Origin of the sequence: Ensifer sp. (genome assembly GCF_035999135.1) — a bacterium.
GTDB lineage: Bacteria > Pseudomonadota > Alphaproteobacteria > Rhizobiales > Rhizobiaceae > Ensifer.
On the sequence record NZ_DASYGZ010000015.1, the window covers coordinates 16019 to 41187 of the forward strand.

18 protein-coding genes and 1 tRNA gene are annotated in these 25169 nt (G+C 63.1%); 10 read left to right on the forward strand and 9 right to left on the reverse strand.

Annotated elements, in window-relative coordinates:
* Window positions 1–57: 57 nt before the first annotated feature.
* Entirely contained in the window at window positions 58–261 is a 204-nt protein-coding gene (locus VGO12_RS01110; protein ID WP_327510914.1) for a hypothetical protein, read from the reverse strand.
* Between the two features lie 104 nt (window positions 262–365).
* Here VGO12_RS01110 and VGO12_RS01115 point away from each other — a divergent pair, with 104 nt between their 5' ends.
* Window positions 366–1247: a LysR family transcriptional regulator gene (locus VGO12_RS01115; protein ID WP_327510915.1), complete on the forward strand. Its 882-nt coding sequence runs from the start codon at window positions 366–368 to the stop codon at window positions 1245–1247.
* 14 nt (window positions 1248–1261) lie between these two features.
* Here the strand turns inward: VGO12_RS01115 and VGO12_RS01120 are convergent, their stop codons facing one another.
* The 3 genes from VGO12_RS01120 to aceA form a co-directional block, all read right to left on the reverse strand.
* Window positions 1262–2368, reverse strand: a complete 1107-nt coding sequence (locus tag VGO12_RS01120; RefSeq protein WP_327510916.1) for a helix-turn-helix transcriptional regulator — start codon at window positions 2366–2368, stop codon at window positions 1262–1264.
* 280 nt (window positions 2369–2648) lie between these two features.
* Window positions 2649–2888 (reverse strand): hypothetical protein, encoded by a 240-nt coding sequence (locus VGO12_RS01125; RefSeq protein ID WP_034800815.1) that lies wholly within the window; start codon window positions 2886–2888, stop codon window positions 2649–2651.
* An 80-nt stretch (window positions 2889–2968) separates the two neighbouring features.
* The gene (gene aceA, locus VGO12_RS01130) at window positions 2969–4258 is read right to left on the reverse strand and encodes an isocitrate lyase (protein WP_327510917.1); all 1290 of its coding nucleotides are present in this window, start codon (window positions 4256–4258) and stop codon (window positions 2969–2971) included.
* A gap of 228 nt (window positions 4259–4486) precedes the next feature.
* Between aceA and VGO12_RS01135 the strand changes: the two genes are divergently transcribed.
* Window positions 4487–5896: a helix-turn-helix domain-containing protein gene (locus VGO12_RS01135; RefSeq protein ID WP_327510918.1), complete on the forward strand. Its 1410-nt coding sequence runs from the start codon at window positions 4487–4489 to the stop codon at window positions 5894–5896.
* Here the strand turns inward: VGO12_RS01135 and VGO12_RS01140 are convergent.
* Window positions 5890–6858 carry a fatty acid desaturase family protein gene (locus VGO12_RS01140; protein ID WP_327510919.1) on the reverse strand — a complete coding sequence of 323 codons (969 nt, stop codon included), beginning with the start codon at window positions 6856–6858 and terminating at the stop codon, window positions 5890–5892. The two genes, VGO12_RS01135 and VGO12_RS01140, sit on opposite strands and share 7 nt — an antisense overlap.
* Before the next feature lie 335 nt (window positions 6859–7193).
* On the opposite strand from VGO12_RS01140, the gene VGO12_RS01145 reads away from it, so the two are divergent.
* The 4 genes from VGO12_RS01145 (at window position 7194) to VGO12_RS01160 (ending at window position 11273) form a co-directional block, all read left to right on the forward strand.
* On the forward strand, window positions 7194–8288 hold the full coding sequence (locus VGO12_RS01145; RefSeq protein ID WP_327510920.1) for a polyamine ABC transporter substrate-binding protein: 1095 nt from the start codon (window positions 7194–7196) through the stop codon (window positions 8286–8288).
* Window positions 8289–8392: 104 nt separating this feature from the next.
* Window positions 8393–9535 (forward strand): ABC transporter ATP-binding protein, encoded by a 1143-nt coding sequence (locus tag VGO12_RS01150; protein WP_327510930.1) that lies wholly within the window; start codon window positions 8393–8395, stop codon window positions 9533–9535.
* A 4-nt stretch (window positions 9536–9539) separates the two neighbouring features.
* Window positions 9540–10451, forward strand: coding sequence for an ABC transporter permease subunit (locus tag VGO12_RS01155; protein WP_327510921.1), 912 nt, complete (start codon window positions 9540–9542; stop codon window positions 10449–10451).
* Window positions 10452–10454: 3 nt separating this feature from the next.
* The gene (locus tag VGO12_RS01160; protein ID WP_327510922.1) at window positions 10455–11273 is read left to right on the forward strand and encodes an ABC transporter permease; all 819 of its coding nucleotides are present in this window, start codon (window positions 10455–10457) and stop codon (window positions 11271–11273) included.
* A 60-nt stretch (window positions 11274–11333) separates the two neighbouring features.
* Here the strand turns inward: VGO12_RS01160 and VGO12_RS01165 are convergent, their stop codons facing one another.
* Window positions 11334–13157, reverse strand: a complete 1824-nt coding sequence (locus VGO12_RS01165) for an AsmA-like C-terminal region-containing protein (protein WP_414650654.1) — start codon at window positions 13155–13157, stop codon at window positions 11334–11336.
* A 186-nt stretch (window positions 13158–13343) separates the two neighbouring features.
* On the opposite strand from VGO12_RS01165, the gene VGO12_RS01170 reads away from it, so the two are divergent.
* Window positions 13344–15296: an acetoacetate--CoA ligase gene (locus VGO12_RS01170; RefSeq protein WP_327510924.1), complete on the forward strand. Its 1953-nt coding sequence runs from the start codon at window positions 13344–13346 to the stop codon at window positions 15294–15296.
* A gap of 299 nt (window positions 15297–15595) precedes the next feature.
* On the opposite strand, the gene VGO12_RS01175 is transcribed toward VGO12_RS01170, so the two are convergent.
* Entirely contained in the window at window positions 15596–17278 is a 1683-nt protein-coding gene (locus VGO12_RS01175) for an iron ABC transporter permease (RefSeq protein WP_327510925.1), read from the reverse strand.
* Between the two features lie 92 nt (window positions 17279–17370).
* The gene (locus tag VGO12_RS01180) at window positions 17371–21117 is read right to left on the reverse strand and encodes an ATP-binding protein (RefSeq protein ID WP_327510926.1); all 3747 of its coding nucleotides are present in this window, start codon (window positions 21115–21117) and stop codon (window positions 17371–17373) included.
* A gap of 230 nt (window positions 21118–21347) precedes the next feature.
* Here VGO12_RS01180 and VGO12_RS01185 point away from each other — a divergent pair, with 230 nt between their 5' ends.
* The 3 genes from VGO12_RS01185 (at window position 21348) to VGO12_RS01195 (ending at window position 24083) form a co-directional block, all read left to right on the forward strand.
* On the forward strand, window positions 21348–21797 hold the full coding sequence (locus VGO12_RS01185) for a phasin (RefSeq protein WP_327510927.1): 450 nt from the start codon (window positions 21348–21350) through the stop codon (window positions 21795–21797).
* A 190-nt stretch (window positions 21798–21987) separates the two neighbouring features.
* Window positions 21988–22064 (forward strand) — tRNA-His (locus VGO12_RS01190).
* Window positions 22065–22319: 255 nt separating this feature from the next.
* Window positions 22320–24083: an adenylate/guanylate cyclase domain-containing protein gene (locus VGO12_RS01195; protein ID WP_327510928.1), complete on the forward strand. Its 1764-nt coding sequence runs from the start codon at window positions 22320–22322 to the stop codon at window positions 24081–24083.
* Between the two features lie 31 nt (window positions 24084–24114).
* Here VGO12_RS01195 and VGO12_RS01200 read toward each other — a convergent pair whose 3' ends face one another.
* A complete protein-coding gene (locus VGO12_RS01200; protein ID WP_327510929.1) occupies window positions 24115–24996 on the reverse strand; it encodes a LysR family transcriptional regulator in 882 nt (293 codons plus the stop codon).
* Window positions 24997–25169: the final 173 nt, after the last annotated feature.

Below are 25169 nucleotides of genomic sequence, written 5' to 3' on the forward strand. Positions count from 1 at the left end.
CGTCGGCAGAACGCGCGGCAGGCCTGTTTTAGCCGCGCGAACCAACAAGGGCCGGGGCTAACATTGCACCGCGTGGCCGCAAGGCTTCGCGGTGCTTTTTTCGTCCGCGTGCTCACTTTCTGCGCGCTGGCGGCTTGCGCGCCATGCGCCGATCCTTGCCGCCAGGGCGCCAAGCATGCGCCTCAGCAGTCCCGGCGGTTTCGGGTCGAAGTCCTCGTCCCAGCGGCGGTTTTTCATGGTCAGGTCGATGATGAAGACCATTGCCATCGTATCCATCGTGATGCTCCTCATGTGGTGGGCATCACCTCTTTTATGCATCAAAGACTGTTTTACATACGCGGGATACCTGACTATGTTTTTCATTTATGAAAGACATGGATTGGGACATCTACCGCTGCTTCATGAGCGTGGCGCGCGCCGGCGGCCTGACCGGGGCGGCGCAGGCGCTCGGATCGAGCCCGGCCACCATCGGCAGGCGCATGCTCGAACTGGAGGAGAGGACGGGGCGGGCTCTGTTTGCCCGCAGCCAGACCGGCTACCAGCTGACAGGCGACGGCGACCTGCTGTTCGAGCAGTTGCAGGAAATGGAGGCGGCGGCCCGGCGGGTGGAAAGCTGGCGGCGGGAAGGCGAGGGCGCGACGATCCGGATCACGGTTGGAACCTGGATTGCCTGGCTGCTGGCGGAGAACTTCCCGGCGCTCTGCACGGAGAGGGACGGTTTCAGCCTGGCGATGACCGTTGGCGAGACCCGGGCGAGCCTCGCCTATCGCGAGACCGATATCGGCATCCGCGCCTTCGAGCCCGAAGAAAGCTATCTGGCGGCAAGTCCGGTCGGCGACGTCGCCTATGCGGCCTATCGCCAGAAGAATGCTCCGGCTGCGGCCAGTGAGCGATGGGTGGCGGTTGGCGAGGAAGAGGCGATCTCCGCCTATCTGCGCTGGCCGCACGAAGAGGTCGTAGCCCGCGGCGATGGGCGCATCATCGCGACGGTCACGCGGCCACGCTCCCTGCTCGACCTTGCCCGCGCGGGCGCCGGCTGCGCCGTCCTTCCGTGCTTCGTCGGCGATCTTGATCCGCTTCTGGAGCGGGCCGGCGAGGACATTCCGGCGCTCAGGCACCGGCAATGGATCGTGATGAACAACGAAGACCGGCATCGCAAGGAAATTCGCACCGTGGTCGACCGGATGACGAAGCTCCTGCGCAGCCACGCGGACATTTTTGCCGGCAAGCGACCGCGCCGCGGCTGAGGCTGGCTGGAGGCTCAGCGCATCAGCAGCTTGACGAGCGCGGCCTGCGAATTGACCTTCGTTTTGGCATAGACGCTCTTGAGTTGGGTGCGCGTGGTCTCGTAGCTGACGCCGTTGGCCTGCGACATCTCCTTCAGCGTCAGCCCCGCCGCGACACCCGATGCGATGCGGATCTCGGCCGGGGTGAGGCCGTAATTGTCCTTCAGGTGATCCAGACGTTCATCGCCGATGAGCGACGTTGCCGGCTCGACCAAGACGGCGACGGTCGGACCATCCAGAAGTTCGGTAAAGATGCTGGAGCTGCGGCGCACCAGGGTCACGCGATAGATCTCCCCTTCCGCCGTGCGCACGAGGCGAACCTGCGGCTGCGTCGATCTTGCGATCGGGGCTGCCAGGAGCTCGAGCGCGGCATTGGTCTCCGGCGCATCCATGAACAGCCGCCCGTTGACGGTGATGCGGAAAGGCGAGCCGCTTGCGGCCATCCGCCCTGCCCGTTCGTTCAGGGAGCGGATGCGCAGATTGTCGCCGACATAGATGACGCCGACGCCGATCGTATCGAGCAGCGTTTCCCCTTCGTTTTCCGCCGTCATCAGGTCTCGCCGGCGCAGGAAGTCGAAGGCGCGCCTGAGGTGCGGCGCCAGAATGGTATACTGGTCCGCGGCGCGCAGGTTGGCGTCATCGTCCGTCGACGACGTGCATGTCGAGACAATCAAGGTTCGCGTCGCACTGCGCACGACCGTCGCGCCGATGCTGGTCTCGCAGCCGGTCCGGCGTTTCAGCCAGTCATTGTAGAATTCCGATTTGAGAAGGTCCGTACGCGAGACGATGTGTTCGCCGACAAGGCCGCGCCCGACCGGGAACAGCACGGATTTCGGTATCCAGGGGTTTACGGCTGCGAAGTGGTTGTTGAATTGCTCGATGTCGTCGGCGGTGAAGCCGGAAACAAAGGGCACGTGGGCCTTGGGCGAAGCGAGATCGTGGTAGTGCAGCGCCGAGCGGCCGTCCGGCATCGTCGTCGTCAGCCGGTCGAGAAAATCCTGCCAGCTGCAGTCGCCGAAGGCGGCGCCGTAGATCAGCTCGGTCAGTTCGGCCGTATCGGCAGCTTTCATCGATCGATACATGCGTGCCTCTGCCTAAGACAGGTTTGTCTAATATAGTCAGGTCCAGCAGATTCGATCAACCTGAAATGGCAGCGCGCTCGCGACGGAATTACTTCAAGCCGCTCAAGTGCAACGAAAAATGGCCGACGATTTGGTCGGCCATTCTGGGTTTAGAGGGTGTCGCGCGCCGCCGCCGCCCTTGTTTTACAATCTTAGCATGCATCGACAGCGAGCGTCGCGACCTTCGACTGAAACGAAGCCGAGGCAAGCAGCGTCATTGCAAGCATCGCGACAAGGGTGGTCATGGCCGGCCCTGGGTAACGATGACGGGGATCAGCAGGTCGCCCCAGTTGCCTTCGCCGCCGTGATGGCGTGCCGAGCGGACCAGCTCGACCGATACGCCGGCGTCGACGGCCTTCATGACCGACTGGTTGAGCCGGTGCAGGTCGTTGGCGACCATGCGGATGGCTGCCTGCTGGTCCGGGGTCATCGCCGAAGACTGTTCCTCGGCCCGTTCCTTGACGCGTGTCTGAACTGTCATTGGACTTCTCCTTGAGGTTCGAGGTTCTTTCGAAAGTTCGGGGAGCGCGGCGGGCAGGGATTGCCACGCTCCCCTGCCGTTCACTCTGCGGCCGGGCGGAACTGGTCGTGCTCGGTCGATTCCTTCATCGCGGTCGTCGAGGACTGGCCGCCGGTGATCGCCAGCGAAACGGCGTCGAAATAGCCGGTGCCGACCTCACGTTGGTGCTTGGTCGCGGTGTAGCCGTTGGCTTCAGCGGCGAACTCTGCCTCCTGCAGCTCCGAATAGGCGGCCATCTGCCTCGCCTTGTAGCCGCGAGCGAGCTCGAACATGCCGAAATTCAGCTGGTGGAAGCCGGCGAGCGTGATGAACTGGAACTTGTAGCCCATGGCGCCCAGCTCGCGCTGGAACTTGGCGATCGTCGCGTCGTCGAGGTTCTTTTTCCAATTGAACGACGGCGAGCAATTGTAGGCGAGCAGCTTGCCCGGATGCGCCTTGTGCACGCCCTCGGCAAACTTGCGGGCCTGTTCCAGGTCCGGCTTGGAGGTTTCGCACCAGATCAGGTCGCAATGCGGCGCGTAGGCGACCGCACGTGCGATGCAGGGCTCGATGCCATTCTTCACCTGGTAGAAGCCCTCGACGGTGCGCCCGGCGTCGTAGTCGACAAAGGGACGATCGCGCTCGTCGATGTCGGAGGTGAGCAGCTTTGCCGCTTCCGCGTCGGTGCGAGCGATGACCAGGGTCGGCGTGCCCATGACGTCGGCTGCAAGCCGTGCGGCGTTGAGGTTGCGGATATGGGCCGCCGTCGGGATCAACACCTTGCCGCCGAGATGACCGCATTTCTTCTCGGATGCCAGTTGGTCCTCGTAGTGAACACCGGCAGCCCCGGCCTCGATGAAGGCCTTCATGATTTCGAACGCATTCAGCGGGCCGCCGAAGCCGGCTTCCGCATCGGCGACGATCGGCGCGAACCAGGTGTCGACGGACAGGCCCTTGCCCTCGGAGGTTTCGATCTGGTCGGCGCGCTGCAGGGTCCGGTTGATTCGCTTGGCCAGTTCCGGCGCGGCATTCGCCGGATAGAGCGACTGGTCCGGATACATCGCCGAAGCGGTGTTGGCGTCGGCCGCAACCTGCCAGCCCGAGAGATAGATCGCCTTCAGGCCGGCGCGGACCATCTGCATCGCCTGGTTGCCCGAGAGCGCGCCGAGCGCGTTGACGAAATCTTCCTCGTGGATGAGCTTCCACAAGCGGTTCGCGCCCATCTCGGCCAGCGAATGGCGGATCTCCACCGACCCGCGCAGCCGCTTCACGGTCTCGGCGGTATAGGGGCGTTCGATGCCGTCATAGCGGCCCTGCGGTGCGCTCGGAACCAGCTTGTAAAAATCAGTCATTCCATCCTCCTGTAAAAATCCGTCGTCCGGTCGACTTTCGTCTCATGGCCCGTTGTGTTTCGAGTTCATGTGACAGTTTTTACATTGCGCTGCGGAATGAGGCTATTGAAAACAACGTTTTGGCGTTTTCAAAAAGGTTATCTTGTCTTGCCTTTGACAGCTGAGCGCAGTAAAATTGTAAATTATGTAAAACCATTGCTTGGCGCGGAGTTGTAAAGGTAGTTACAAATGGCCGAAAACAAGATCTTTGCGGGTCCACGGGTCAGGCGTATCCGCAACGGGCTGGCGCTGACCCAGACGGCCATGGCCGAAGCGCTCGGCATCTCGCCTTCCTACCTCAACCTGATCGAGCGCAACCAGCGCCCGCTGACCGTGCAGCTGCTGTTGAAGCTGGCATCCGTCTACAAGGTGGATCTCGACGAACTGCAGGGAGAAACCGGCGGCAGTCTCGCCCAGCTCCGCGAGGTTTTTGCCGATCCTCTGCTGTCGGCCGAGTTGCCGGGTGATCAGGAACTGGTCGAGGTCGCCGAGGCGGCGCCCAATGCCGCCGGCGGCGTGGTCAAGCTCTACCGCGCCTATCGCGAGCAGGCGGCGCGGCTGAAGGATCTCGCCGACCTGCTGGCGGGGCAGGGGCATATGGCGGCGCTGTCGGGTACGCGGCTGCCGATGGACGAGGTGCGCGAAACCTTCGAGGCGCGACCCAATCATTTTGCCGGGATCGAAGCGGCGACCGAGGCTTTTCATGAACAGCTTTCGCCCGGCGACGACCTGCTCGCTGCCCTGAAGGGCTGGCTGAAGAAGGAGCATAGCCTGGTTGTGCGCAACCTGCCGGTCCATGCGATGCCCAATCTGCGCCGCCGTTTCGACCGTCATTCGATGCGCCTGTTCATCTCGGAGCGGCTTTCGCCTTATGACCAGTTGCGCGAGATTGCGATGGAGGCCGTATCGATCGCCTGCCACGACGCGATCGTGGCGGAACTGGGGGCTTTGCGCCTCTCGACCGCCGAGGCGCGCCGTATCGGTCGCTTCGAGCTTGCCCGCTACGGCGCGCATGCATTGATGATGCCCTATGCCGCGTTTCTGGTCGCCGCCCAGCGGGCGCGCTACGATGTCGACGTGCTGCGTGCTCGGTTCCAGGTCTCGTTCGAACAGGTCGCCAACCGCTTGACCATGCTGCAGCGACCCGGTGCACAGGGCGTGCCGTTCTTCCTGATGGAGATCGACAATGCCGGTCATCGCCTGCGGCGGGCCGGCGCCACCGGCTTCCCGCAGGCAAAATTCGGCGGGGGCTGTCCGAAACTCAACATTCACGCCGCCTTTTCCGTGGCCGGGCAGATCCTGGTCGATCGCGCCGACATGCCCGATGGCGCGCAGTTCCTGACGGTGGCGCGCACGCTGGATGGCCCGCAGGCAGGGTTTTCCGAACGGGTACGTCGCACGGCGCTCCTCATCGGCTGCGAGGCGTCTTTCGCCAATGAGGTGATCTATGGCGATGCCAGCCCTGTGGCGGTCGCGATCGGCGCGGCCTGTCGCCTCTGCGAGCGCCAGGGGTGTCTCGCGCGCGCCGAGCCGCCGGTCACCCGACCGCTCGGGCTTGACGAAATGGTGACCGGCCTCAGCGTCTTCGATTTTCAGTAGCTGGCGGGGTGCTGATCCGGCAGAAGCGGCGCATTCGGCGCGAAGCACTCGGCCGCAAGCCCGGTGGTGTAGCCGTGGGTGATGTGCGCCTTTTCCGCATAGGCCTTGTCGCCCATCAGGATCCGGTGCAGTTCCGGAAGGTTGTAGAAGGGAACACCCGGATAAAGGTGGTGCTCCAGGTGATAGTTGATGTTGTGGGGCGCGAAGAACAGCTTTTCCCAGGCGTGCGGATAGACGGTGCGTGAGCTCGTCAGTTCGTCGCCGTAGTCCATGCTGCCGAAATGCTCGGCGACGCTGCGCACGTAAAGGAACAGGCAGAAGAAGGTCAGGAACGGCACGACCCAGTAAAGCGCCACTTCGCGCCAGATGCCGAAGAGCGTGAAGATCAGCGCGGCAGCGACATGGAAGCCGAGCCGCAGCATCTTGTACTGGCGTGTCGAGCGGTCGTTCTTGCCCATGCGCCTGGCCATGTGCAGCATGTCACGCAGAGAATTGACCGCGATGAGATAGCCGAGCAGCTGGGTAATGCCGCGCGCCAGCTTCTGCGGAAACGTGAACTGCGGCATGCCGAGCTTCGCCGTCCAGTCTGGGTCCTCGTCGGTATTGGCGTGCTGATGGTGAGCAAGATGGTTCTGGCGATAGCCGTCGACGGTCGCGAGCAATGGCCAGGCGAGCAGCAGATCGCTCATCCAGTCGCTGAGCCTGCGGTTGCGGATGATGCGGTAGTGCGCCGCCTCGTGGATCATGCAGCCGAGCGCGTGCATGCGGCCGGCGATCAGCAGGACGGCGAGGAGATAGACCAGCGGATTGCCGGCATATTCGCTGATCGCAATGGCCGCGGCGATCACCGCCCAGTCGAAAGCGATCGCCAGAAGGGCTTTTGGCGGTTCGAGCACCGACAGGCGTTTCAACTGCTTCGGATCGATCCTTCGCCTCTTTCCGCTGCCGGCCTTTTCACCCATGACACTACCCAGGACGCTGATGTACAACCGGCGGCAAAATCGCACGCCGGTCATGGTTAATCAATCGTGAATGGCAATCTGTCCACGGATGCGACTGCGGTGGACGAGCGCCGCGATGAAGCCGGCCGTCCGCAAGGTGGCGCCCGCCCATCCGCCATAAGTGCCCGTTTTTCCTTGGCTTGTGAAAATCGCGGGGAGACGCGACGGCGCGTCACATTGGCATGAAAGCGCTTGAGGTTATCGAGAAACATGCCTAACCTCGCCGCCTGAGCGAAGCGGATTGCACGGTGTACCGGTCACCCGGACCCGAAATGAAAAACCAAGAGGGGAGTTGTATGTCCAAGCTCATCGTCACAACCCTGGCGGCTGCCATTCTGGCCGGCTCGACCATGCTGGCCTCGGCGCAGGAGCGCGTGGTCAACGTCTACAACTGGTCGGATTACATCGACAGCAGCATTCTGGAAGACTTCACCAAGGAAACCGGCATCAAGGTCGTCTACGACGTCTTCGATTCCAACGAGATCCTGGAAACGAAGCTTCTTGCAGGCGGTTCGGGCTATGATGTCGTCGTGCCGACGGCGACCTTCCTGCAGCGCCAGATTGCCGCCGGCGTGTTCCAGAAGCTCGACAAGTCGAAGCTGCCGAACCTGTCCAACATGTGGGACGTGATCACGGAACGCACGGCGAAGTACGATCCGGGCAACGAGTACGCCATCGATTACATGTGGGGCACGACCGGCATCGGCTACAATGTCGAGAAGATGAAGGCGATCCTCGGAACCGATGAGAAGCCCAATTGGGACGTGCTCTTCAAGCCGGAACTGGCGGCGAAGTTCAAGGATTGCGGCATTCATGTGCTCGATTCTCCGACCGACGTCATGCCGTCGGCGCTGGCCTATCTCGGCCTCAATCCGGATAGCCACGAGGCAGCCGATCTCGAAAAGGCAGCCGAGCTCCTGTCGAGCGTTCGGCCCTATGTGCGCAAGTTCCACTCCTCGGAGTACATCAATGCGCTGGCCAACGGCGACATCTGCCTGGCGCTCGGCTTCTCCGGTGACGTCTTCCAGGCCCGCGACCGTGCAGCCGAAGCCAAGGCCGGCGTGACCGTCGACTACGCGATCCCGTCCCAGGGCGCGCAGATGTGGTTCGACATGCTCGCGATCCCTGCCGATGCGCCGCACGTCGAGGAGGCGCACGCTTTCCTCAACTACATGATGAAGCCCGAAGTCGTCGCCAAGGCATCGAACTACGTCTTCTATGCCAACGGCAACAAGGCCTCGCAGCAGTTTCTTGACAAGGCGGTGCTCGAAGACAGCGCCATCTACCCCTCTGACGAGGTGATGCAGAAACTGTTCACGGTGACGCCCTTCGAGGCGAAACAACAGAGGGTGTTGACCCGACTCTGGACCAAGGTCGTAACCGGCCAGTAAGAGCGGAAAACGAATTGCCCGGACATCAAAATCCGGGCAATTTTCTTAAGGGGGCACCGGGGAAAACGAGAGTGCCCATCGGCTGTATCATTCGGGGATAGATGATGAAGTCTCTCGGCAGTATCCGGCGGTCCTTTGCCCCCTGGGCGGATCCCGCTTCCAAGCCATTCATTTCGGTCAAGAACGTTACCAAGAAGTTCGGCGATTTCACCGCCGTCGACGATCTTTCGCTGGATATCTACACGCGCGAGTTCTTCGCGCTGCTGGGCGCATCCGGCTGCGGAAAGTCGACGCTCCTGCGCATGCTTGCCGGCTTCGAGCAGCCGACCTCCGGGGAGATCATTCTGGACGGCCAGAACCTTGCCGGCATTCCGCCCTACCGTCGGCCCGTCAACATGATGTTCCAGTCCTATGCGCTGTTCCCGCACATGACGGTCGAAAACAACATTGCCTTCGGCTTGAAGCAGGACGGCATGCCGAAGGCAGATATCGCCGAACGCGTCCAGCAGATGCTGAAGCTCGTCAAGCTCGAGAAATTTGCCCAGCGCAAGCCGCATCAGCTCTCCGGTGGCCAGCGCCAGCGCGTGGCTCTGGCCCGTTCGCTCGCCAAGCGCCCGAAGGTTCTGTTGCTCGACGAACCGCTCGGCGCGCTCGACAAGAAGCTGCGCGAGGAAACGCAGTTCGAACTGATGGACCTGCAACAGGAGCTTGGTCTCACCTTCGTCGTCGTCACCCACGACCAGGAAGAGGCGATGACCATGGCGGACCGTATCGCGGTGATGAGCCACGGCAAGGTCGCGCAGGTGGCAACGCCGGCCGAGATCTACGAAGCGCCGAACTCCCGCTTCGTCGCGGACTTCATCGGCGACGTCAACATTTTCGAAGGCGCGGTTGCCAGTGTCGAAGGTGGCTATGTTCGTCTCGAAGGCACCAACGGCTTTCCGATCCGCATGGCATCGCCCGAAAAGCCGGCGATCGGCGCGAAATCGGCCGTCGCGGTGCGCCCGGAAAAGATCCGGGTCAGTCGCCAGCCGCCGGCACACGCCCCCGTCAACGCCGTCGAGGGCGAGATCTGGGATATCGGCTATCTCGGCGACATGACGGTTTTCCATGTTCGACTCAGGGATGGCCGGGTGATCAAGGCATCGTCGCTGAACGCGGTGCGCGCCGTCGAGGATCCGCTTGGTTATGACCAGCAGGTCTGGGTTTCCTTCGGCGAAGACGCCGGCGTCGTTCTGAAGGATTGAGGTCATGGCCCGTCTCGCATCCGCCGTCTTCAGCCGCCTCGTCATCATCATTCCCTATGCCTGGCTGCTGTTCTTCTTTCTCATCCCGTTCTTCATCGTCTTCCGTATCTCGCTGTCGCAGACGGCGGTGGCGATGCCGCCCTATACGCCGGTCTTCGATTTCGTCGGCGGCCTTTCGGGCATCATCGAAAACGTGAAGGAGTTCAGCTTCGACAATTATGTCTGGCTGACGGAGGACGTGCTCTATTTCAACGCCTACGTGTCGAGCGTCATCATCGCGGGCGTCTCGACGGTCCTGACGCTGCTGATCGCCTATCCGGTCGCCTACGGCATGGCCAAGGCGCCGAAGACCATCCGACCGACGCTGCTGATGCTGGTGATCCTGCCGTTCTGGACGAGCTTTCTGATCCGCGTCTATGCGTGGATCGCGATCCTGAAGCCCGAGGGCCTGCTCAACCAGTTCCTCCTTTCGATCGGCGTGATCGACCAGCCGCTGATCATCCTCAATACCAATTGGGCGATCTACATCGGCATCGTCTATTCCTATCTGCCCTTCATGGTGCTGCCGATCTACTCCTCGCTCGAAAAGATGGACCACACGCTGACCGAGGCGGCGCTCGACCTCGGCTGCACGCCGTTCACGGCGTTCTGGCGGGTGACATTCCCGCTGTCTCTGGCGGGCGTCGTCGCCGGCTGCCTGCTGGTCTTCATCCCGGCTGTTGGCGAGTTCGTCATCCCCGACCTGCTCGGCGGCTCGGAAACGCTGATGATCGGCAAGACGCTATGGAACGAGTTCAACGCCAACCGCGACTGGCCGGTCTCCTCGGCGGTGGCGACGATCCTGCTTCTGATCCTGGTGCTGCCGATCGTCTATTTCCAGAACGCTCAGGCCAAAGCCGACAGCGAGGGGAGGTAGGAGATGGGCAACTGGTCGCGCTTCAACATCGCCTCGATCGTGCTCGGCTTCGGCTTCCTCTACCTGCCGATCGTGCTTCTGGTGATCTTCTCCTTCAATGAGTCGAAGCTGGTTACGGTCTGGGCCGGCTTTTCGACCAAATGGTACACGCAGCTCTGGCACAATCAGGCGCTGCTCGACGCCGCCTGGGTGACGATCCGCGTCGCCCTGATCTCGGCCACCTGCGCGACCGTGCTCGGCACGCTCGCCGCCCTTGCGCTGGTGCGCTACACGCGGTTCCGCGGTCGCATGCTGTTTTCCGGCATGGTCTATGCACCACTCGTCATGCCGGAGGTGATCACCGGCCTGTCGCTGCTGCTGCTCTTCGTCGCGATCGGTCTCGACCTCGGCTTCTGGACGAGCACGCTGGCGCACATCACCTTCACCATGTGCTTTGTCGCCGTGGTCGTGCAGTCGCGGCTCCTGAGCTTCGACCAGTCGATCGAGGAGGCGGCTCTTGATCTCGGCGCCACGCCGGTCAGGACCTTCTTTGCCATCACCCTGCCGGTGATTGCGCCGGCGGTGTTTTCCGGCTGGGTTCTCGCCTTCACGCTGTCGCTGGACGATCTGGTGATCTCGAGCTTCACCACCGGGCCGGGCGCCACCACGCTGCCGATGAAGATCTACAGCCAGGTGCGGCTCGGCGTAACGCCGGAAATCAACGCCATCTGCACGATCCTGATCGGCATCGTCGCGATCGGCGTGGTTGTCGCCTCTGTTGTCACCAAGCAGCGTGAGGCGCAACGCGAGCGGGACGAGCGGGCGGCCTTCGCCCAGTCCTGATCTGCTGCAGTTCGAATGTCCCAGAGTATGGCGGCCGGTGTCATCGACGCCGGCCGTTTTTCAGTTGGGTTCGCCGAGCACAGACAACGGCGAGATCACCGCATTCGGCCAGGAGCCGCCGACGAAGAAACGCAGCCTCTGGCTCGCATTCAATGTGTCGGTATAGGTGCCGGCCAGCGCCAGGCTGCCGGTGCGGTAGGGAATGACACCGTTGACCGAGAGGCTGCCGCTCTGGCTGGTGAACAGCGCCTGGTTCAGCCGCGCCGATCCCTGGCCGAAGGTCGCCTCGATGTCTGCGGTCTGGAACGCGAAACTGCCGTCGCTCGCCTGCGCCAGGGAGAAGAACTCGCCGGCGCGCACAAGATCCGCAAAGGCTTTCGCATCGAAGCCGGAAAGGCTGCCGTTGGCGAGCGAAAGCCGGATGCGGCCGGAGGCCTCGGCCGCCTGCTGGGTCCAGAATGGATGGGTGGTCGCCATATCGAAATTGACACTGCCCTTTCCGGTCGGCACCGGGCCGGCAAATCCAAGGCCGGAAAGAGCTGCCGCAAGGTCGGCGTTTTTCAGCACCAGCTCAAGCTTGCCGCCTTCAGCCAATCCGGCCGCGGAAGCGGCGATCCGGCCGCTGAGCCTGCCATTGGCGTAGGTGCTGTCGGCGATGTCGACGGTAGCGCGGCCATGATCGACGATGACGCCGGCGGCTAGATCCACCAGGCGCACCGGTCCGACGACGGCTTCCAGTGCCGACAGCCGGATATCGGCGCGCAGGCTGCGTGCGAGGGTGTCGCTCAACTCCTGGACAAAATCGTCGCTCTCGGCGGACAATTGTTCAAGGAGCGGCTTGAGCCCGTTGAGGTCGATATGGTCGAAGGCGAGTGTGCCTTCGATACGCGGCGCGCCTTGCGGCGGCGTGGCGATGTCGAGAATGCCGGTCGCATTGGCGTCGCCGAGCGTCATTTGCAGTTCGTCAAGCTTCAACGACGCCCTGGTGCTGGTGACGTTGGCGCCAAGGCTGAAACTCTTGTCCGGCAATGCGCGGTCGGCCGCTCCCTGGTACCAGGCGGCGAAGGTCTGAAGCGATGCGGTCGAAACCTGCAGCCGGCCTTCGACGATCGGTACGTCGGCAAGGCTGCCCGTGCCTTCGAAGGAGAGATTGAGCGGCGTCGAGGTCAACGATGTCTTGAAGGCGGTGCTATTGCCGGCGAGCAAGGTCATCGGTTCGTTGCATTCGAATGCCCAGGCCAGTTGTTGCCCGCCAAGGTTTCCCGAGAACTGCGCGCTCAGGTGATTGGTGAACGAAGGCCATCTGACGGTCCCGGATATGCCGGAAAATTCCTGCGTTCGGTTGGTGACGAGGTCGATGATCTGCAGCCGTCCGTTCTCGACGGTCACGTCGCCAAACGGGGTGTCGTCGCCATCTGCCGCCGATCCCAGCGCGCTCAGCCAATGCGGGCGCTGCCAGTTGAGTGCGCCGTCCGACCGGCGCTGCAGGGTGACGACGGGCTCGATCAGCCGCATGTCCTTGAGCTTCGGCGTGCCGGTAAATGCGGACAGCAGGCTGAAGGAAGCGGTGATGCGACCGATATGGGCGAGCTTGCGCGATGTGCCATCGGCCGTTTCGATCGTCGCAGCGTGCAGCGTGATGGTCGGTTCCGGCCAGAAACTGATCTCGGGATCGCCTGCGATCCGGCTCTTGCCGCCCGACCACGCGTCGAGCATGTGCTCCACGGTCGGTCGTACATCGGTGGTTGAAATCAGCAAGGGCAGCGCGGCATTGTAGCCGGCGGCAAGGCCGACCCCAACAGCGGCTGGCCAAAGGAAATGGCGACGGCTCAGTCGCGACCACGGACGTGTGTCGCGCATCATATGCAGGAAATTCCGTGTCATGTCCGCCTGGTCGCCGTCGCTTGGGTCACGTGAGCTTGGATAGGCCTTCGGTCCTCAGAAATCAAATGCGATGGACAGGTAACAGACAGGTAAATGTCGTCGGCGCGATGTCGGGCCGGTGGCGGCTGCTGTTTATTTTGCGATGCAGCATGGTATAGAAGGCATGGAGCAGGAGTGGAGGAAAGCATGCAAGCAGAGCAGCCGTTGTGGATTCCAGGTCCGGAAATCCGCGCACATAGCCCTATGGCCGAGTTTATGGGCTGGTGCGGCGAGCGCTTTGGACAGGCCTTTGCGGATTACGATGCATTTCACGCCTGGTCGGTGGCCGAGCGCGGCGATTTCTGGACCGCGGTCTGGGATCATTGCGGTGTGGTCGGCGATCGTGGCGCGACCGCCCTTGTCAACGGCGACCGGATGCTGGATGCGCGGTTCTTCCCGGACGCAAAGCTGAACTTTGCCGAAAACCTGCTTCGCGAAACCGGTCAGGGCGACGCGCTGATCTTCCGTGGAGAGGACAAGGTCAGCTATCGCCTGTCGTGGGACGATCTGCGTGCTCTCGTCTCGCGCTTGCAGCAGGCGCTGAAGGCAGAGGGCATTGGCCCCGGAGACCGGGTTGCGGCGATGATGCCGAACATGCCGGAAACCATCGCGCTGATGCTGGCCACGGCCTCGATCGGCGCGATCTGGTCGTCCTGCTCTCCCGATTTCGGCGAGCAGGGCGTTCTCGACCGGTTCGGCCAGATCGCGCCGAAGCTGTTCATCGCTTGCGACGGCTACTGGTACAACGGAAAGCGCCAGGACGTCGACGCGAAGGTGCGCGCGGTTTCGAAGTCTCTGTCGGTGCCTGCGCTGATCGTGCCCTATGCCGGCGACAGCGCAGCACTTGCCGCCTCGATCGAGAATGGCAAGACCCTCGAGGATTTCATCGCACCGTTTGCGGCCAAGGCGCTGACCTTTGAACGCCTGCCGTTCAGCCACCCGCTCTATGTGCTGTTTTCGTCGGGTACGACCGGCGTTCCCAAATGCATCGTCCATTCGGCTGGCGGCACCTTGCTGCAGCATCTGAAGGAGCATCGTTTCCACTGCGGCCTTCGCCGAGGCGAAAGGCTCTTCTATTTCACCACCTGCGGCTGGATGATGTGGAACTGGCTGGCCTCCGGCCTTGCCGTCGGCGCCACGCTCTGCCTCTTCGACGGGTCGCCCTTCCATCCGGACGGCAACGTGCTCTTCGATTATGCGGCAGCCGAAAAGTTCGCGGTCTTCGGCACTTCGGCCAAGTACATCGACGCCGTGCGCAAGGGCGGCTTGGAGCCAAGGAAGACCCATGACCTGTCGAGCCTCAGGCTCCTGACGTCGACCGGTTCGCCGCTGTCGCCGGAAGGCTTCTCCTTCGTCTATGAAGGCATCAAGTCGGATGTGCAGCTCGCCTCGATCTCCGGCGGCACCGATATCGTCTCCTGCTTCGTGCTTGGCAACCCGCTGAAGCCGGTCTGGCGCGGCGAGATCCAGGGACCGGGTCTCGGCCTCGCCATGGACGTCTGGAACGACCAGGGGCAGTCGGTGCGCGGCGAGAAAGGCGAGCTCGTCTGCACCAGGGCGTTCCCGTCGATGCCGGTGATGTTCTGGAACGATCCGGACGGGGCAAAGTATCGCGCTGCCTATTTCGACCGCTTCGACAATGTCTGGTGCCACGGCGACTTTGCCGAATGGACCGAGCACGGCGGCATCATCATTCACGGCCGCTCGGACGCGACCTTGAACCCGGGTGGGGTGCGCATCGGCACGGCGGAGATCTACAACCAGGTCGAACAGATGGAGGAAGTGGCCGAAGCGCTCTGCATCGGTCAGGACTGGGAAGACGACGTGCGCGTCGTGCTGTTCGTGCGGCTTGCGCCGGGCGTTTCCCTGACCGATGACCTGACGAAGGCGATCAAGAGCCGCATCCGCGTCGGGGCCTCGCCGCGCCATGTGCCGGCAAAGGTGATCGCCGTCGCCGACATCCCGCGCACCAAGTCCGGGAAGATCGTCGAGCTAGCGGTTCGCGACGTGGTGCATGGCCGTCCGGTCAAGAACAAGGAGGCACTCGCCAACCCCGAAGCGCTCGATCTCTATGCCGGACTCGATGCCCTTAAAAATTGAGGGGCCGTTAACGGGTTCGCGCAATAGGAATTAACCAAGCCTTCAGACTTGCTGAAAAATCCCTAAAATTGCGGATGCGGCGGGTAAGGTCTTGTTAAGGATTGGGAGCGCATGGTCATGCCAACTTGAGGCTGATCGATGTTGGATCGGCGCCCGGCAGCGATGCCGCCGCGGACATGATGTCGTTACTTCTCGAGCGCTTGTTGGTTTAGCATTCGATTATCAAAGGTGGCCTCCCAGCCACCTTTTTTTTGTGCGTTCCCGAGGCTCTCAGGCCACGCGCTTGGAGTCGGAGACGGTCAGGACCGGCGCTCGAGCGAGCGCGAGACGAGGATGACCGGGATCATGCCGGCGACGACGATGATCATCGCGGCGACCGAGGCGTCCTCCACCTTCGCCCGCGACGCATCCTCGTAGACGAGCGTGGCCAAGGTATTGAAGTTGAAGGGCCTGAGCATGATCGTCGCCGAAAGCTCCTTCATGGTTTCGATGAAGACGAGCAAAGCGGCGGTCAGTACCGCGGGCCGCATCATCGGCAACAGCACGGTTCTCAGCGTCTGCCCGCCGGTGCGCCCAAGCGCGCGCGCCGCCATGTCGAGATGCGGCGAAAGCTTCTGGAAGCCGGCTTCGAGCGTGCCCTCGGCCATGGTGAGAAAACGCACGCTGCAGGCATAGATGATCGCGAAGCCGGTGCCGGTCATCATCAGGCCGGTGGAGATGCCGAACGTCTCGCGCATGCCGGCGTCGATCATGTTGTCGAGGGCGGCAAGGGGGAAGAGCACGCCGATCGCAAGCACCGTGCCGGGCACGCCGTAACCGAAGGAGGCGAGCCGTCCGGCGATGTCGGTCACCCGCGAGCGGCCGCTGCGGGCGGCATAGGCGAGCACGAAGCCGAGCAGGACCGTGAACAGCGCGGTCGCGCCCGAAACCAGGATGCTGTGGAAGAGGGCGTTGAGAAGCCGGGCTTCGAAGAACAGGTCGATGCGCTTCAGCGCGAAGTTGCCGAGGATGACGAAAGGAACGGCAAAACCCGAGAGCACGGGCAAGAGGCAGGCGAGCATGGCCGCCCACTTCTTCCAGCCGGAGAGCACGAGCCTTGCGGCGTCCTGGACGGCGGCGGTGGTCTTCTGGCTGGCAAAGCGCTGGCGTCGCCGCGCGGCCCGTTCGATCATCATCAATCCGATGACGAAGACCAGCATGATGCAGGCGATCTGCGCGGCGCCAGCCAGGCTTCCGCGGTTGAGCCAGGTGTCGAAGATCGAGAAGGTCAGCGTCTGCACGCCGAGGAACTCCACGGCGCCGATGTCGTTCAGCGTTTCCATCGCCACCAGCGTCAGCCCGATCATGATGGCCGGTCGCGCCATCGGGATCTGGATGCGGAAGAAAACCTTGAGCGGACCGGCGCCGAGCGTGCGGGCGACATCGGCGGCCGCACGGCCCTGCATCAGGAACATCGAACGGCAGGCGAGGTAGATGTAGGGGTAGAGCACCGAGCTCAGCACGAGCACGGCGCCGCCGAGCGAGCGGATGTCCGGGAACCAGTAGTCGCGGCTTGTCTTGAAGCCGAAGATCGCGCGGATCATGCCCTGCACCGGCCCGGTGAAGGTGAAGAGTTCACCGAACGCGTAAGCCGCGAGATAGGCCGGTATGGCCAGCGGCAGCACCAGCGCGGCCGAGAGGAAACGCCGAAGCGGAAACTCGCAACTGGCGACCAGCCAGGCCGTGAGAATGCCGACGCATGCCGTCACTGCTCCCGTCAGCGAGATCAGCAGAAGCGTTCGCCCTGTGGCGCGCGGAATGACGTTTTCTATCAGATGCGGCCAGTCGCCGCCGCCGCCGGTCACCGCCAGCCAGGCGATCGCAAGGATCGGCATCAGCACGATGACCGAGGTCAGTCCGGCCCAGATCGCAAGCAGGGGATGGGAAAGGCCGGTTCCCGCACGCGCATGGCGGCGCTTGATGCTCTGAGAGGTGGACTGCAATCGATCTGTTCCGAAGCGCAACGGCGGAAATGGCGAGCCGGCCGCCAGCAAACTGGCCACGGCGAGTCAACATTTCCTTACAGCATCCGGCCTCAGTTCGCCAAGACGCGTTGTGACGGGAAGGATATTTCCACCAGCGTGCCTTCGTTCGGCGCCGAGGTGATCGCAAATTGCGCCCGGTTGGCTTCCGCCATCGCCTTGGTCAAGGGCAGGCCGAGACCGGTGCCATCGCCGCGCTTGCGCGCGCCTGTCGTCACCTGGCGGAACGGCTTCATCGCCTGTTCCAGCTCGTTGCGCGTCATGCCGACCCCGGTGTCACGAATGCGCAGGATGACGCTGCCGTTCGCCTCGTAGGAGGTCGAGACCACGATCTGGCCGCCGGATGGCGTGAAGCGGATGGCATTTGCCAGAATGTTGAGTGCGATCTGCTTGATCGAGCGGCCGTCGGCAACGACGTTCGGAACCGCAGCCGAGAGCGAGGTGCGGATGATGACGCGCTGGCTGTTGGCCTGCGGCTGGACGAGCGACACAGCCTCCGACACCGCCTCGTTGATCTCGACGGCCCCGAAATCGAGCTCCATCTCGCCGGCCTCGATCTTCGAGATATCAAGGAGATCGTTGACGATATCGAGCACATGGCGGCCCGAGCGGCCGATGTCGCCGGCATACTCGATGTAGCGCGGATGGCCGACCGGACCGAAATGTTCGCTCGCCATCATGTCGGAGAAGCCGATGATGGCGTTGAGCGGCGTGCGGATCTCGTGACTGACGCGCGCGAGGAATTCGGTCTTGTGGGCATTTGCCGTTTCGGCTGCGCGCTTGGCGTTGCGCAGTTCTTCCTCGGTGCGCTTCCACTGGGTGATGTCGCGGATCACGGCGCAGAAGCCGTTTGACGCCGAAAGTCGGCCGATGGTCATGAACAGCGGTATGAAGCCACCGGCAGCCTCGCGCCCGATCACCTCGCGACCGTCATTCAAAACGCTGGCGACGCCGTGGCCGGACAGGCCATGCAGGTAGTCGAGCACGGCCTTCTGGCTCTCATGCGCAAACAGGGCCGCGAAAGGTTTGCCACGGATCTCGGCTTCGTCATAGTTGAACAGCGCGCTTGCCGAGCGGTTCATGGAACGGATGTCGCCGTCGTGCCCGAGGATGACGACGCCGTCGGTCGCCGTTTCGAGGATCGACTTCAATTCGTCGATTTCCGTCTTCAGGCGGTCGACGTGCTGGTCGGCCGGGACTGCCCTGTCGTCATTGGCGGGCTGAACGTTTGCCGTTCCGGCCGGTGTCAGCGCCAGCATCAGCGCGCTCTTGCCGTCCCAGCGGATCGAGTGCAGGCGAGCGATCACCGGGCGCAACTGCCCATCCTTGCGGATCAGCGTCATCGTGCCGTCGGCGTCCTGGTCGGTCGCCTCCTCGCCGTTGGCAAACAGCGCATCAATACCGCCCTCGCGCATGAATTCGCCGAGGTCGTCATAGGCGGTGAGGCGCAGGAACTCCGGATTGGCATGCAGCAGCCTGTCACCGCGATGAACCAGCATGCCGATCGGCAGACTGTCGAGGATCTCGCCGCTGAGGCCGATGTCGGCGATCGCCGGCTGCTCGTCCGCCTGCGGAATGCCGTCTTCGGTCACGCCTGCGTCGTCGTCGCGTGCCTGCTCTGCCGCGGGCTCTGACACTGCGCTCTGCGGTTCGCCGGCGACCGCGGCGGCAGCGTCCGTGGGCGTGCTCGCTGTGGGTTCGGCAGGAGCAGGTTGTTCCTCAGCCGCTTCCGCGATCGGCTCCGGCAAAGCTTCCGCATCAGTGGGCTTGCCGCCGAGCTGGCGGGCAATCTCGCGAAACGCCGCCTGCTCGCCACGGGTCAGGGTGCGGTGCTGCTCCAGTTCGACGACTTTGCCTTCGTCCGGCCGGTCGGGTGTCGCAACGACGCGCAAAACCGGGCGCTCGCCCTGGAACGGATCGGCGGCGGCAGCGCTGTGCCCGGGCACGTCCTCGTCGTCGCCGGAATGAGCCACGTCCGTCGCACCTGCAAACAGCGGCAGTGCCGGTTCGGTGCCACCATCGGCGGCCACGTCGGGCTGCGGTTGCACGCTCGGGGCCTGCTCGTCTTCCGCGTCGACGGCAGCGGGTTCGTCAGCCGCCCCGAATCGAGCATCGCGCTCGGCCTGTTGCTGCGGGTCGACGCTCTCCGGGTCGGCTTCCATCGCCGGCACGGCCTCGGTCGTGAACGACAACCCGTTGGCGTTCTCGTCCTCGACGGCATCGGCAAGCCGGACGATGCCGAAGCCACGGAAGCCGTCGAACTCGCGCGAGCGTGAATATGTGGGCAGGGCGGCGAGATCGACCGGAACCTTGAGGCTCGTGCCCTCGATCGGCCAGAAGATCGTCTTGCCGGACCAGGTGTCCCGGCGCTGCAGAAGCGCATTGATCCGGTGCTCCGGGTCAAGGTCGTAGCGCCCGGCCACATCCGCAAAGGTTTCACCGATCACGCCGGCCGAGCGTGGACCGACCGCGGTCGCAAACTCTTCGGAGATCTCGCTGAAGCGACCTTCCGCATCGATCTTCCAGACAAACCGCACGGCCCGGCCGCCCGGGGTGAAGGTGAAGCCGGCCTGATCCGCATGGCCAGGCTGATCCGCATGCCCAGCCTGCTCCGTGTCGCCCGGCTGGTGGGCTGCCTGGCCAATGCGCTCTGAATGGCTGGCCTGTTCTGCAAGGGTTTCCTGCTTGGGATCATCCGGCCGCTGCGCGTTTGAGGTCTCTGCGCCAATCGCTTCGCTGGCAAAGTCTGCGGCGGAAGCGGAGGACGACAGGTCGTCCATAGCCGGCGCGGCCTGGCTCTCAGACGCGTATTGCTCGCCGTTGTCATCCGGCGCGTCGCCCGCCATCTCGGCAGGGGTTTCAGGCTCCACTGGCGACAGGGTGCGGTCACTGTCGAGGTCGTCTTCGGCCAGGGTAGGCGCCTCGTCATCGCGCGTCGTTTCGGTGTCTTCAACCGGGCGTTCATCGGTCACGTCGGATCCTGCGTCCTGCGCAGGGATCGTTTCCGCCTGTGTCTCATCGACATTTGCCGCCACGGCAGCCGGGACGTCTGCATCCTGTGCAGCGGCCTCGGCGAGGGGTGCGATCTCGGGCAGTTCGGCAGCGCCGGCCGGCTCGTCCGCATCGAGCGTGCCGAGGATGGTCTCGACGGCGAACAAGAGATGCAGCGACGGATCGTCGGCGATCTTGCCGACCGCGGCCGGCAGCTGCCCTTTTCTGGTGGCGACGGGGCGCTTGATCAGCCAGTCGTGATCGCGGCCGACAGCGTCGACCAGCTGCTTGCGTGTCTCGCCCGACATGCCAAGGTCGATGAAGCCCGGCGAATGCGCGACAATGCCGCCGTCGCCATCGAGCACCGCCATGTGCGTATCCGGTCCGTCGAGGCCGGCGATCATCCGCGCGGCGCGATCTTGAAGCGAAAGCGGCGCGCCGGTGTGCGGCGCGGTAAAGAGCACCGCGTCTTCATCCGGTCGGACCCGGATCATCTCGACAGTCACCGAGAGTGGGGTGCCGCGGAAGCCCGAGAACTTCCGGATCGAAAGCTGGCGCCGGTCGCCTGCCTTGGAAAGCTGGGCGGCGCTGGCGCGCAATTGGCGCAGCGACAGGTCGCCCTGGTTCGGGCCGGCATCGATGAAATCATAGATCGATCCGGCGCCGAAGAAGGCGGCGCCCTGGTCATTCGCCCAGAGAATACGCTCGAAGTCCCGTGAAAACAGGATCGCCGCATCGCCGCGCGCGAAATGCTCACGCACCCGTGCATGCACGGCGATATCGATGAAGGGATACTGTCTCGCGGGCATGGATGGGCCTATTGACGGATCGCTTGCGGGTTAACACTCTATTAATACCCGGCCAGTCCGCAAGGGTCCAGCGAGGGCCCGAGCTTCGCCACTGCTTTCACCGCGGAAGGTTAATGCCGGTGATTTTGTGCGCTGCACAATTTTATTGCAATGCACAAGGATATCGATTATAGAGTGCGCATCAATCAACGGCGCCTCAAGAGAGGGCCTGACACCAAGGAGCGCATAAAATGGCTACCAAGAAGACCGATGACGTATTTTCGCTTTCCTCGTTTGACCCGGCGAAGTTCACCGACAGCTTCCGCGATTTTGCGGAAAAGGGTGCCGCCCAGTCCAAGGAAGCCTATGCCAAGATGAAGACGGCCGCTGACGAAGCGACGAAGACCGTCGAAGCGACGCTCGAAAGCGCCCAGTCCGGCACCGTCGAACTCGGTCTCAAGGCCATCGACGCGCTGCGCACCAATGCCGAAAACTCGCTGTCGCACATGGAAGCGCTGCTCGGCGTGAAGTCGCTCTCCGAATTCGTCGAGCTGCAGACGAGCTTCGTGCGCAAGCAGGCCGAGCTTGCCGTCGAACAGGCAAAGTCGATGCAGGAAGCCACCAAGAAGGTTGCTGAAAACGTTGCCAAGCCCGGCAAGGATGCCGCCGAAAAGGCAATGTCGTCCTTCAAGAAGGTCTAAGCCGGACCAACAGCGCCTGCTGGTCGGCAACAACAGCCTGTTGTCGCCTCGATCTGCCGGCCAGGCCGAAATTCAGAAAGACCGGGTGGCTTGCCATCCGGTCTTTTTGCAGGATAATCTCAAGTTTGGACTTGCAAAGGGACGGAAGTCTCCGTATGTGAGCCGGCAAGCGACTGATGTCGCTTGATGTGCGGTTGTAGCTCAGTTGGTTAGAGCGCAGGTTTGTGGCACCTGAGGTCGGTGGTTCGACCCCACTCAACCGTACCATTCCCCTCTCCCCGTAAGTCTGTACGTCACAAGGACTGACGGGGAGAGGGGAAACTCTTCTCCCTTCAGAACTCCCTACTGTCGCCCGCAATCGGTCACGTGCTTCACCGTGCCGTGTCTGGTGGCTGAAACTGGGCATAGAACTCAGAACTCGGCCTGGCCTCGAAATCGTGATGCTGCGAAGGCAGCGAATAGACATAGCTGCCATCCGCCGGTAAAATTTCGCCAGAGGATTCTCGGAAGGCGCCACGATCCATGGCCAACGAATCCATCACACGGCGGCTCGCCGCCATTCTTGCCGCAGATGTCGTCGGCTACAGCCGGCTGATGGAGCGCGACGAGACGGCGACCTACACGCGGATGATGACGCGGTGGCGGCAGGTGCTGGAACCTCTTGTCGCCGAGCATCAGGGCCGGGTGTTCAAGAGAACCGGGGATGGGATTTTCGCCGAATTTTCGAGTGCGGTGAACGCGGTCGAGTGCGCCGCGCACTTGCAGCGCGCGATGGCTGAGGCCAATGCCGAAACGCCGCCGGACGAGGCGATCGTGCTGCGCGTCGGCGTCAACATGGGCGATATCATGGTCGCCGACAACGACCTCTACGGCGACGGCGTGAACGTCGCCGCCCGGATCGAGGCGCTTGCCAGACCCGGCGGTGTGGCGATCTCCGACGGCGTTCATGAATATGTGAAGGGTCGCACCGATCTGATCTTCGTCGACAGCGGCCACCACGAGGTCAAGAACATCGAGCGTCCCGTGCATGTGTGGATGTGGTCGATCGACGCGGCCGAGGATCTGACCGCCGCGGTCGCGACGGAGACGCCGCCGCAGATCCCGAGCCGACCCTCGATCGCCGTGCTGCCGTTCGACAACATGTCGGGTGACCCGGAACAGGGCTATTTCGCCGATGGCATCACCGAGGACATCATCACCGACCTTTCCAAGGTCTCCGGCCTCTTCGTGATCGCGCGCAACTCCTCCTTTGCCTACAAGGGCAGGTCGCCGGATATCCGCCAGGTCAGCCGTGAGCTCGGCGTTCGCTACGTGCTGGAAGGCAGCGTGCGCCGCGCCGCCAACCGCATTCGCATCAACGCCCAGATGATCGACGGCACGACCGGCGGTCATCTCTGGGCCGAGCGCTACGACCGGGGTATCGAGGACATTTTCGAGGTTCAGGACGAGGTGACGCGCACGATCGTCACCGCACTGAAGGTCCGGCTGACGGCGGGAGAGGAAGAGCGGCGCGAAACCCGGGCCAGGGTCGACCCGGAAGCCTATGACCTGTTCGTGCGCTCGCGTCAGGCCATCTTGCGCTTCGATGCGCAATCGTCTGCCGAGGCGCGCAGCATGCTTGAGCGCTCGATCGCCATCGACCCCGGTATCGCCGCCGCCTATGCGTCGCTCTCGATCGTCGCCCTGACCGACTATATCAATCGCTGGAACGGCGGCACGTTCGACAACGTCTCGCGCGCGCTTGAGCTTGCGAACAAGGCGGTCGCCACAGACGACAACGAGGCGCATGGTCACCACGCCCTTTCGTTGGCGCTCTGCTGGGGCCGGCGTTACGACGAGGCGGAACAGGCCGCCCTGCGCGTGCTTGCGCTTGACCCCAATTCCGCCGGCGGCCACACGGCGCTCGGTTCGATCCGGGATTTCCAGGGCCTGTTCGAAGACGCGCTGCCCTATTACACCCGGGCGCACAGGCTCGATCCGCAGTTCGATCTTTCGCTGCATTTCCTTGGGCGAACCCTGCTCAATCTCGGTCGCTTCGACGAGGCCGAAATTGCCTTCAAGCGGCGGCTGGCGCTTGCGCCCAGATCAGACATGACGCGCTTCTATCTTGCCTGCCTTTATGGCCGAACCGGACGCCACGAAGAGGCGCGCCGGTACTGGCATGAGGTGTTCGAGGTCAATCCCGGCTTTTCGCTCGACCATCTGAGGCGCGCCTTGCCCTACAGGGATACGGCCGTGATCGACCGGCTGACGGACGGGCTGCGCGAAGCCGGAATTTCCCTCTAGCCTGCAGGTGTCGGCGCTCGGCGTCAGGCGGTCAGGCAAAGATCTGGTGTTCGGCGGTGACAAGTTCCTGCAGGAAAGCGACAACCGTGCGCACCCGCACGAGGTCGCGGGCGCTTTCATGATAGGTGGTCCAATAGGCGCGGCGGATGGTGGTGTCCGGCAGGATGCGCTTCAGTTCCGGCACGTGGCGGGCAATATAATTGTGAAGAATGCCGATGCCGGCGCTGGAGCGGACCGCCTCGGTCTGGCCCGTCGCGCTCGATATCTCGAAGGAAGCATCCCAGCTGCGCATGATCTCGGCGGAGAAGTTGAGCGACGGCGTGAAGATCAGGTCCTCCACATACCCGATGCGGCGGTGTCCACGCAGGTCGTCAACCGTCTGCGGCGTGCCGTGCGCGGCAAGATAGGCCGACGATGCATAGAGGCCGAGCGTGTAGTCGGTGAGCTTCGAGGAGACCAGCCGTCCCTGTTCCGGCCGTTCGATGGTGATCGCGATGTCCGCCTCGCGCTGCGACAGCGAGAAGGAACGCGGCACCGGCACCAACTGCAGTTTCAGTTCCGGATAGCGGGCGGTCAGCCGCCCGAGACGGGGCGCGAGGAACGAGACGCCAAAACCGTCGGGGGCGCCGATGCGCACCGTGCCGGCGATCGCGGTATCGATCCGGCCGATCTGCGATTGCGCCGCCAGCATTTCCGTTTCCATCCGCTCGGCTGCCGCAAGGAAGATCTCGCCTTCGGCGGTCAGTTCGCAGCCGTTCGGCCGGCGAACGAGCAGCCGTGTCTTCATTGCCTCTTCAAGCGCCGTCACCCGGCGGCTGAGCGTCGCATGGTTGACGCCGAGCCGTTTCGACGCCGAAAGGATCTGTCCCGTGCGTGCCACCGCTAGAAACATCCGCACATCGTCCCAATTCATAGGCGAGAACCTCGTACCAACCGTCGGACTTTAATTTTTGCACAACGGTTGCTGAATATCGGAAATTGATTTGTTGAAATCGTAGTGCGATCATGCCGCCACAATCAAGGTCTGGAGGAACCATTCATGTACGAACTGGGTCATTTCATCGATGGCAAGCGCGTCGCCGGCAA

Bases quoted from the DNA above. Each gene is read 5' to 3' on its own strand.
- VGO12_RS01110 (WP_327510914.1), bottom strand. From the start codon at position 261: ATGGTCTTCATCATCGACCTGACCATGAAAAACCGCCGCTGGGACGAG.
- VGO12_RS01115 (WP_327510915.1), top strand. From the start codon at position 366: ATGAAAGACATGGATTGGGACATCTACCGCTGCTTCATGAGCGTGGCG.
- VGO12_RS01120 (WP_327510916.1), bottom strand. From the start codon at position 2,368: ATGTATCGATCGATGAAAGCTGCCGATACGGCCGAACTGACCGAGCTG.
- VGO12_RS01125 (WP_034800815.1), bottom strand. From the start codon at position 2,888: ATGACAGTTCAGACACGCGTCAAGGAACGGGCCGAGGAACAGTCTTCG.
- aceA (WP_327510917.1), bottom strand. From the start codon at position 4,258: ATGACTGATTTTTACAAGCTGGTTCCGAGCGCACCGCAGGGCCGCTAT.
- VGO12_RS01135 (WP_327510918.1), top strand. From the start codon at position 4,487: ATGGCCGAAAACAAGATCTTTGCGGGTCCACGGGTCAGGCGTATCCGC.
- VGO12_RS01140 (WP_327510919.1), bottom strand. From the start codon at position 6,858: ATGGGTGAAAAGGCCGGCAGCGGAAAGAGGCGAAGGATCGATCCGAAG.
- VGO12_RS01145 (WP_327510920.1), top strand. From the start codon at position 7,194: ATGTCCAAGCTCATCGTCACAACCCTGGCGGCTGCCATTCTGGCCGGC.
- VGO12_RS01150 (WP_327510930.1), top strand. From the start codon at position 8,393: ATGAAGTCTCTCGGCAGTATCCGGCGGTCCTTTGCCCCCTGGGCGGAT.
- VGO12_RS01155 (WP_327510921.1), top strand. From the start codon at position 9,540: ATGGCCCGTCTCGCATCCGCCGTCTTCAGCCGCCTCGTCATCATCATT.
- VGO12_RS01160 (WP_327510922.1), top strand. From the start codon at position 10,455: ATGGGCAACTGGTCGCGCTTCAACATCGCCTCGATCGTGCTCGGCTTC.
- VGO12_RS01165 (WP_414650654.1), bottom strand. From the start codon at position 13,157: ATGACACGGAATTTCCTGCATATGATGCGCGACACACGTCCGTGGTCG.
- VGO12_RS01170 (WP_327510924.1), top strand. From the start codon at position 13,344: ATGCAAGCAGAGCAGCCGTTGTGGATTCCAGGTCCGGAAATCCGCGCA.
- VGO12_RS01180 (WP_327510926.1), bottom strand. From the start codon at position 21,117: ATGCCCGCGAGACAGTATCCCTTCATCGATATCGCCGTGCATGCACGG.
- VGO12_RS01185 (WP_327510927.1), top strand. From the start codon at position 21,348: ATGGCTACCAAGAAGACCGATGACGTATTTTCGCTTTCCTCGTTTGAC.
- VGO12_RS01195 (WP_327510928.1), top strand. From the start codon at position 22,320: ATGGCCAACGAATCCATCACACGGCGGCTCGCCGCCATTCTTGCCGCA.
- VGO12_RS01200 (WP_327510929.1), bottom strand. From the start codon at position 24,996: ATGAATTGGGACGATGTGCGGATGTTTCTAGCGGTGGCACGCACGGGA.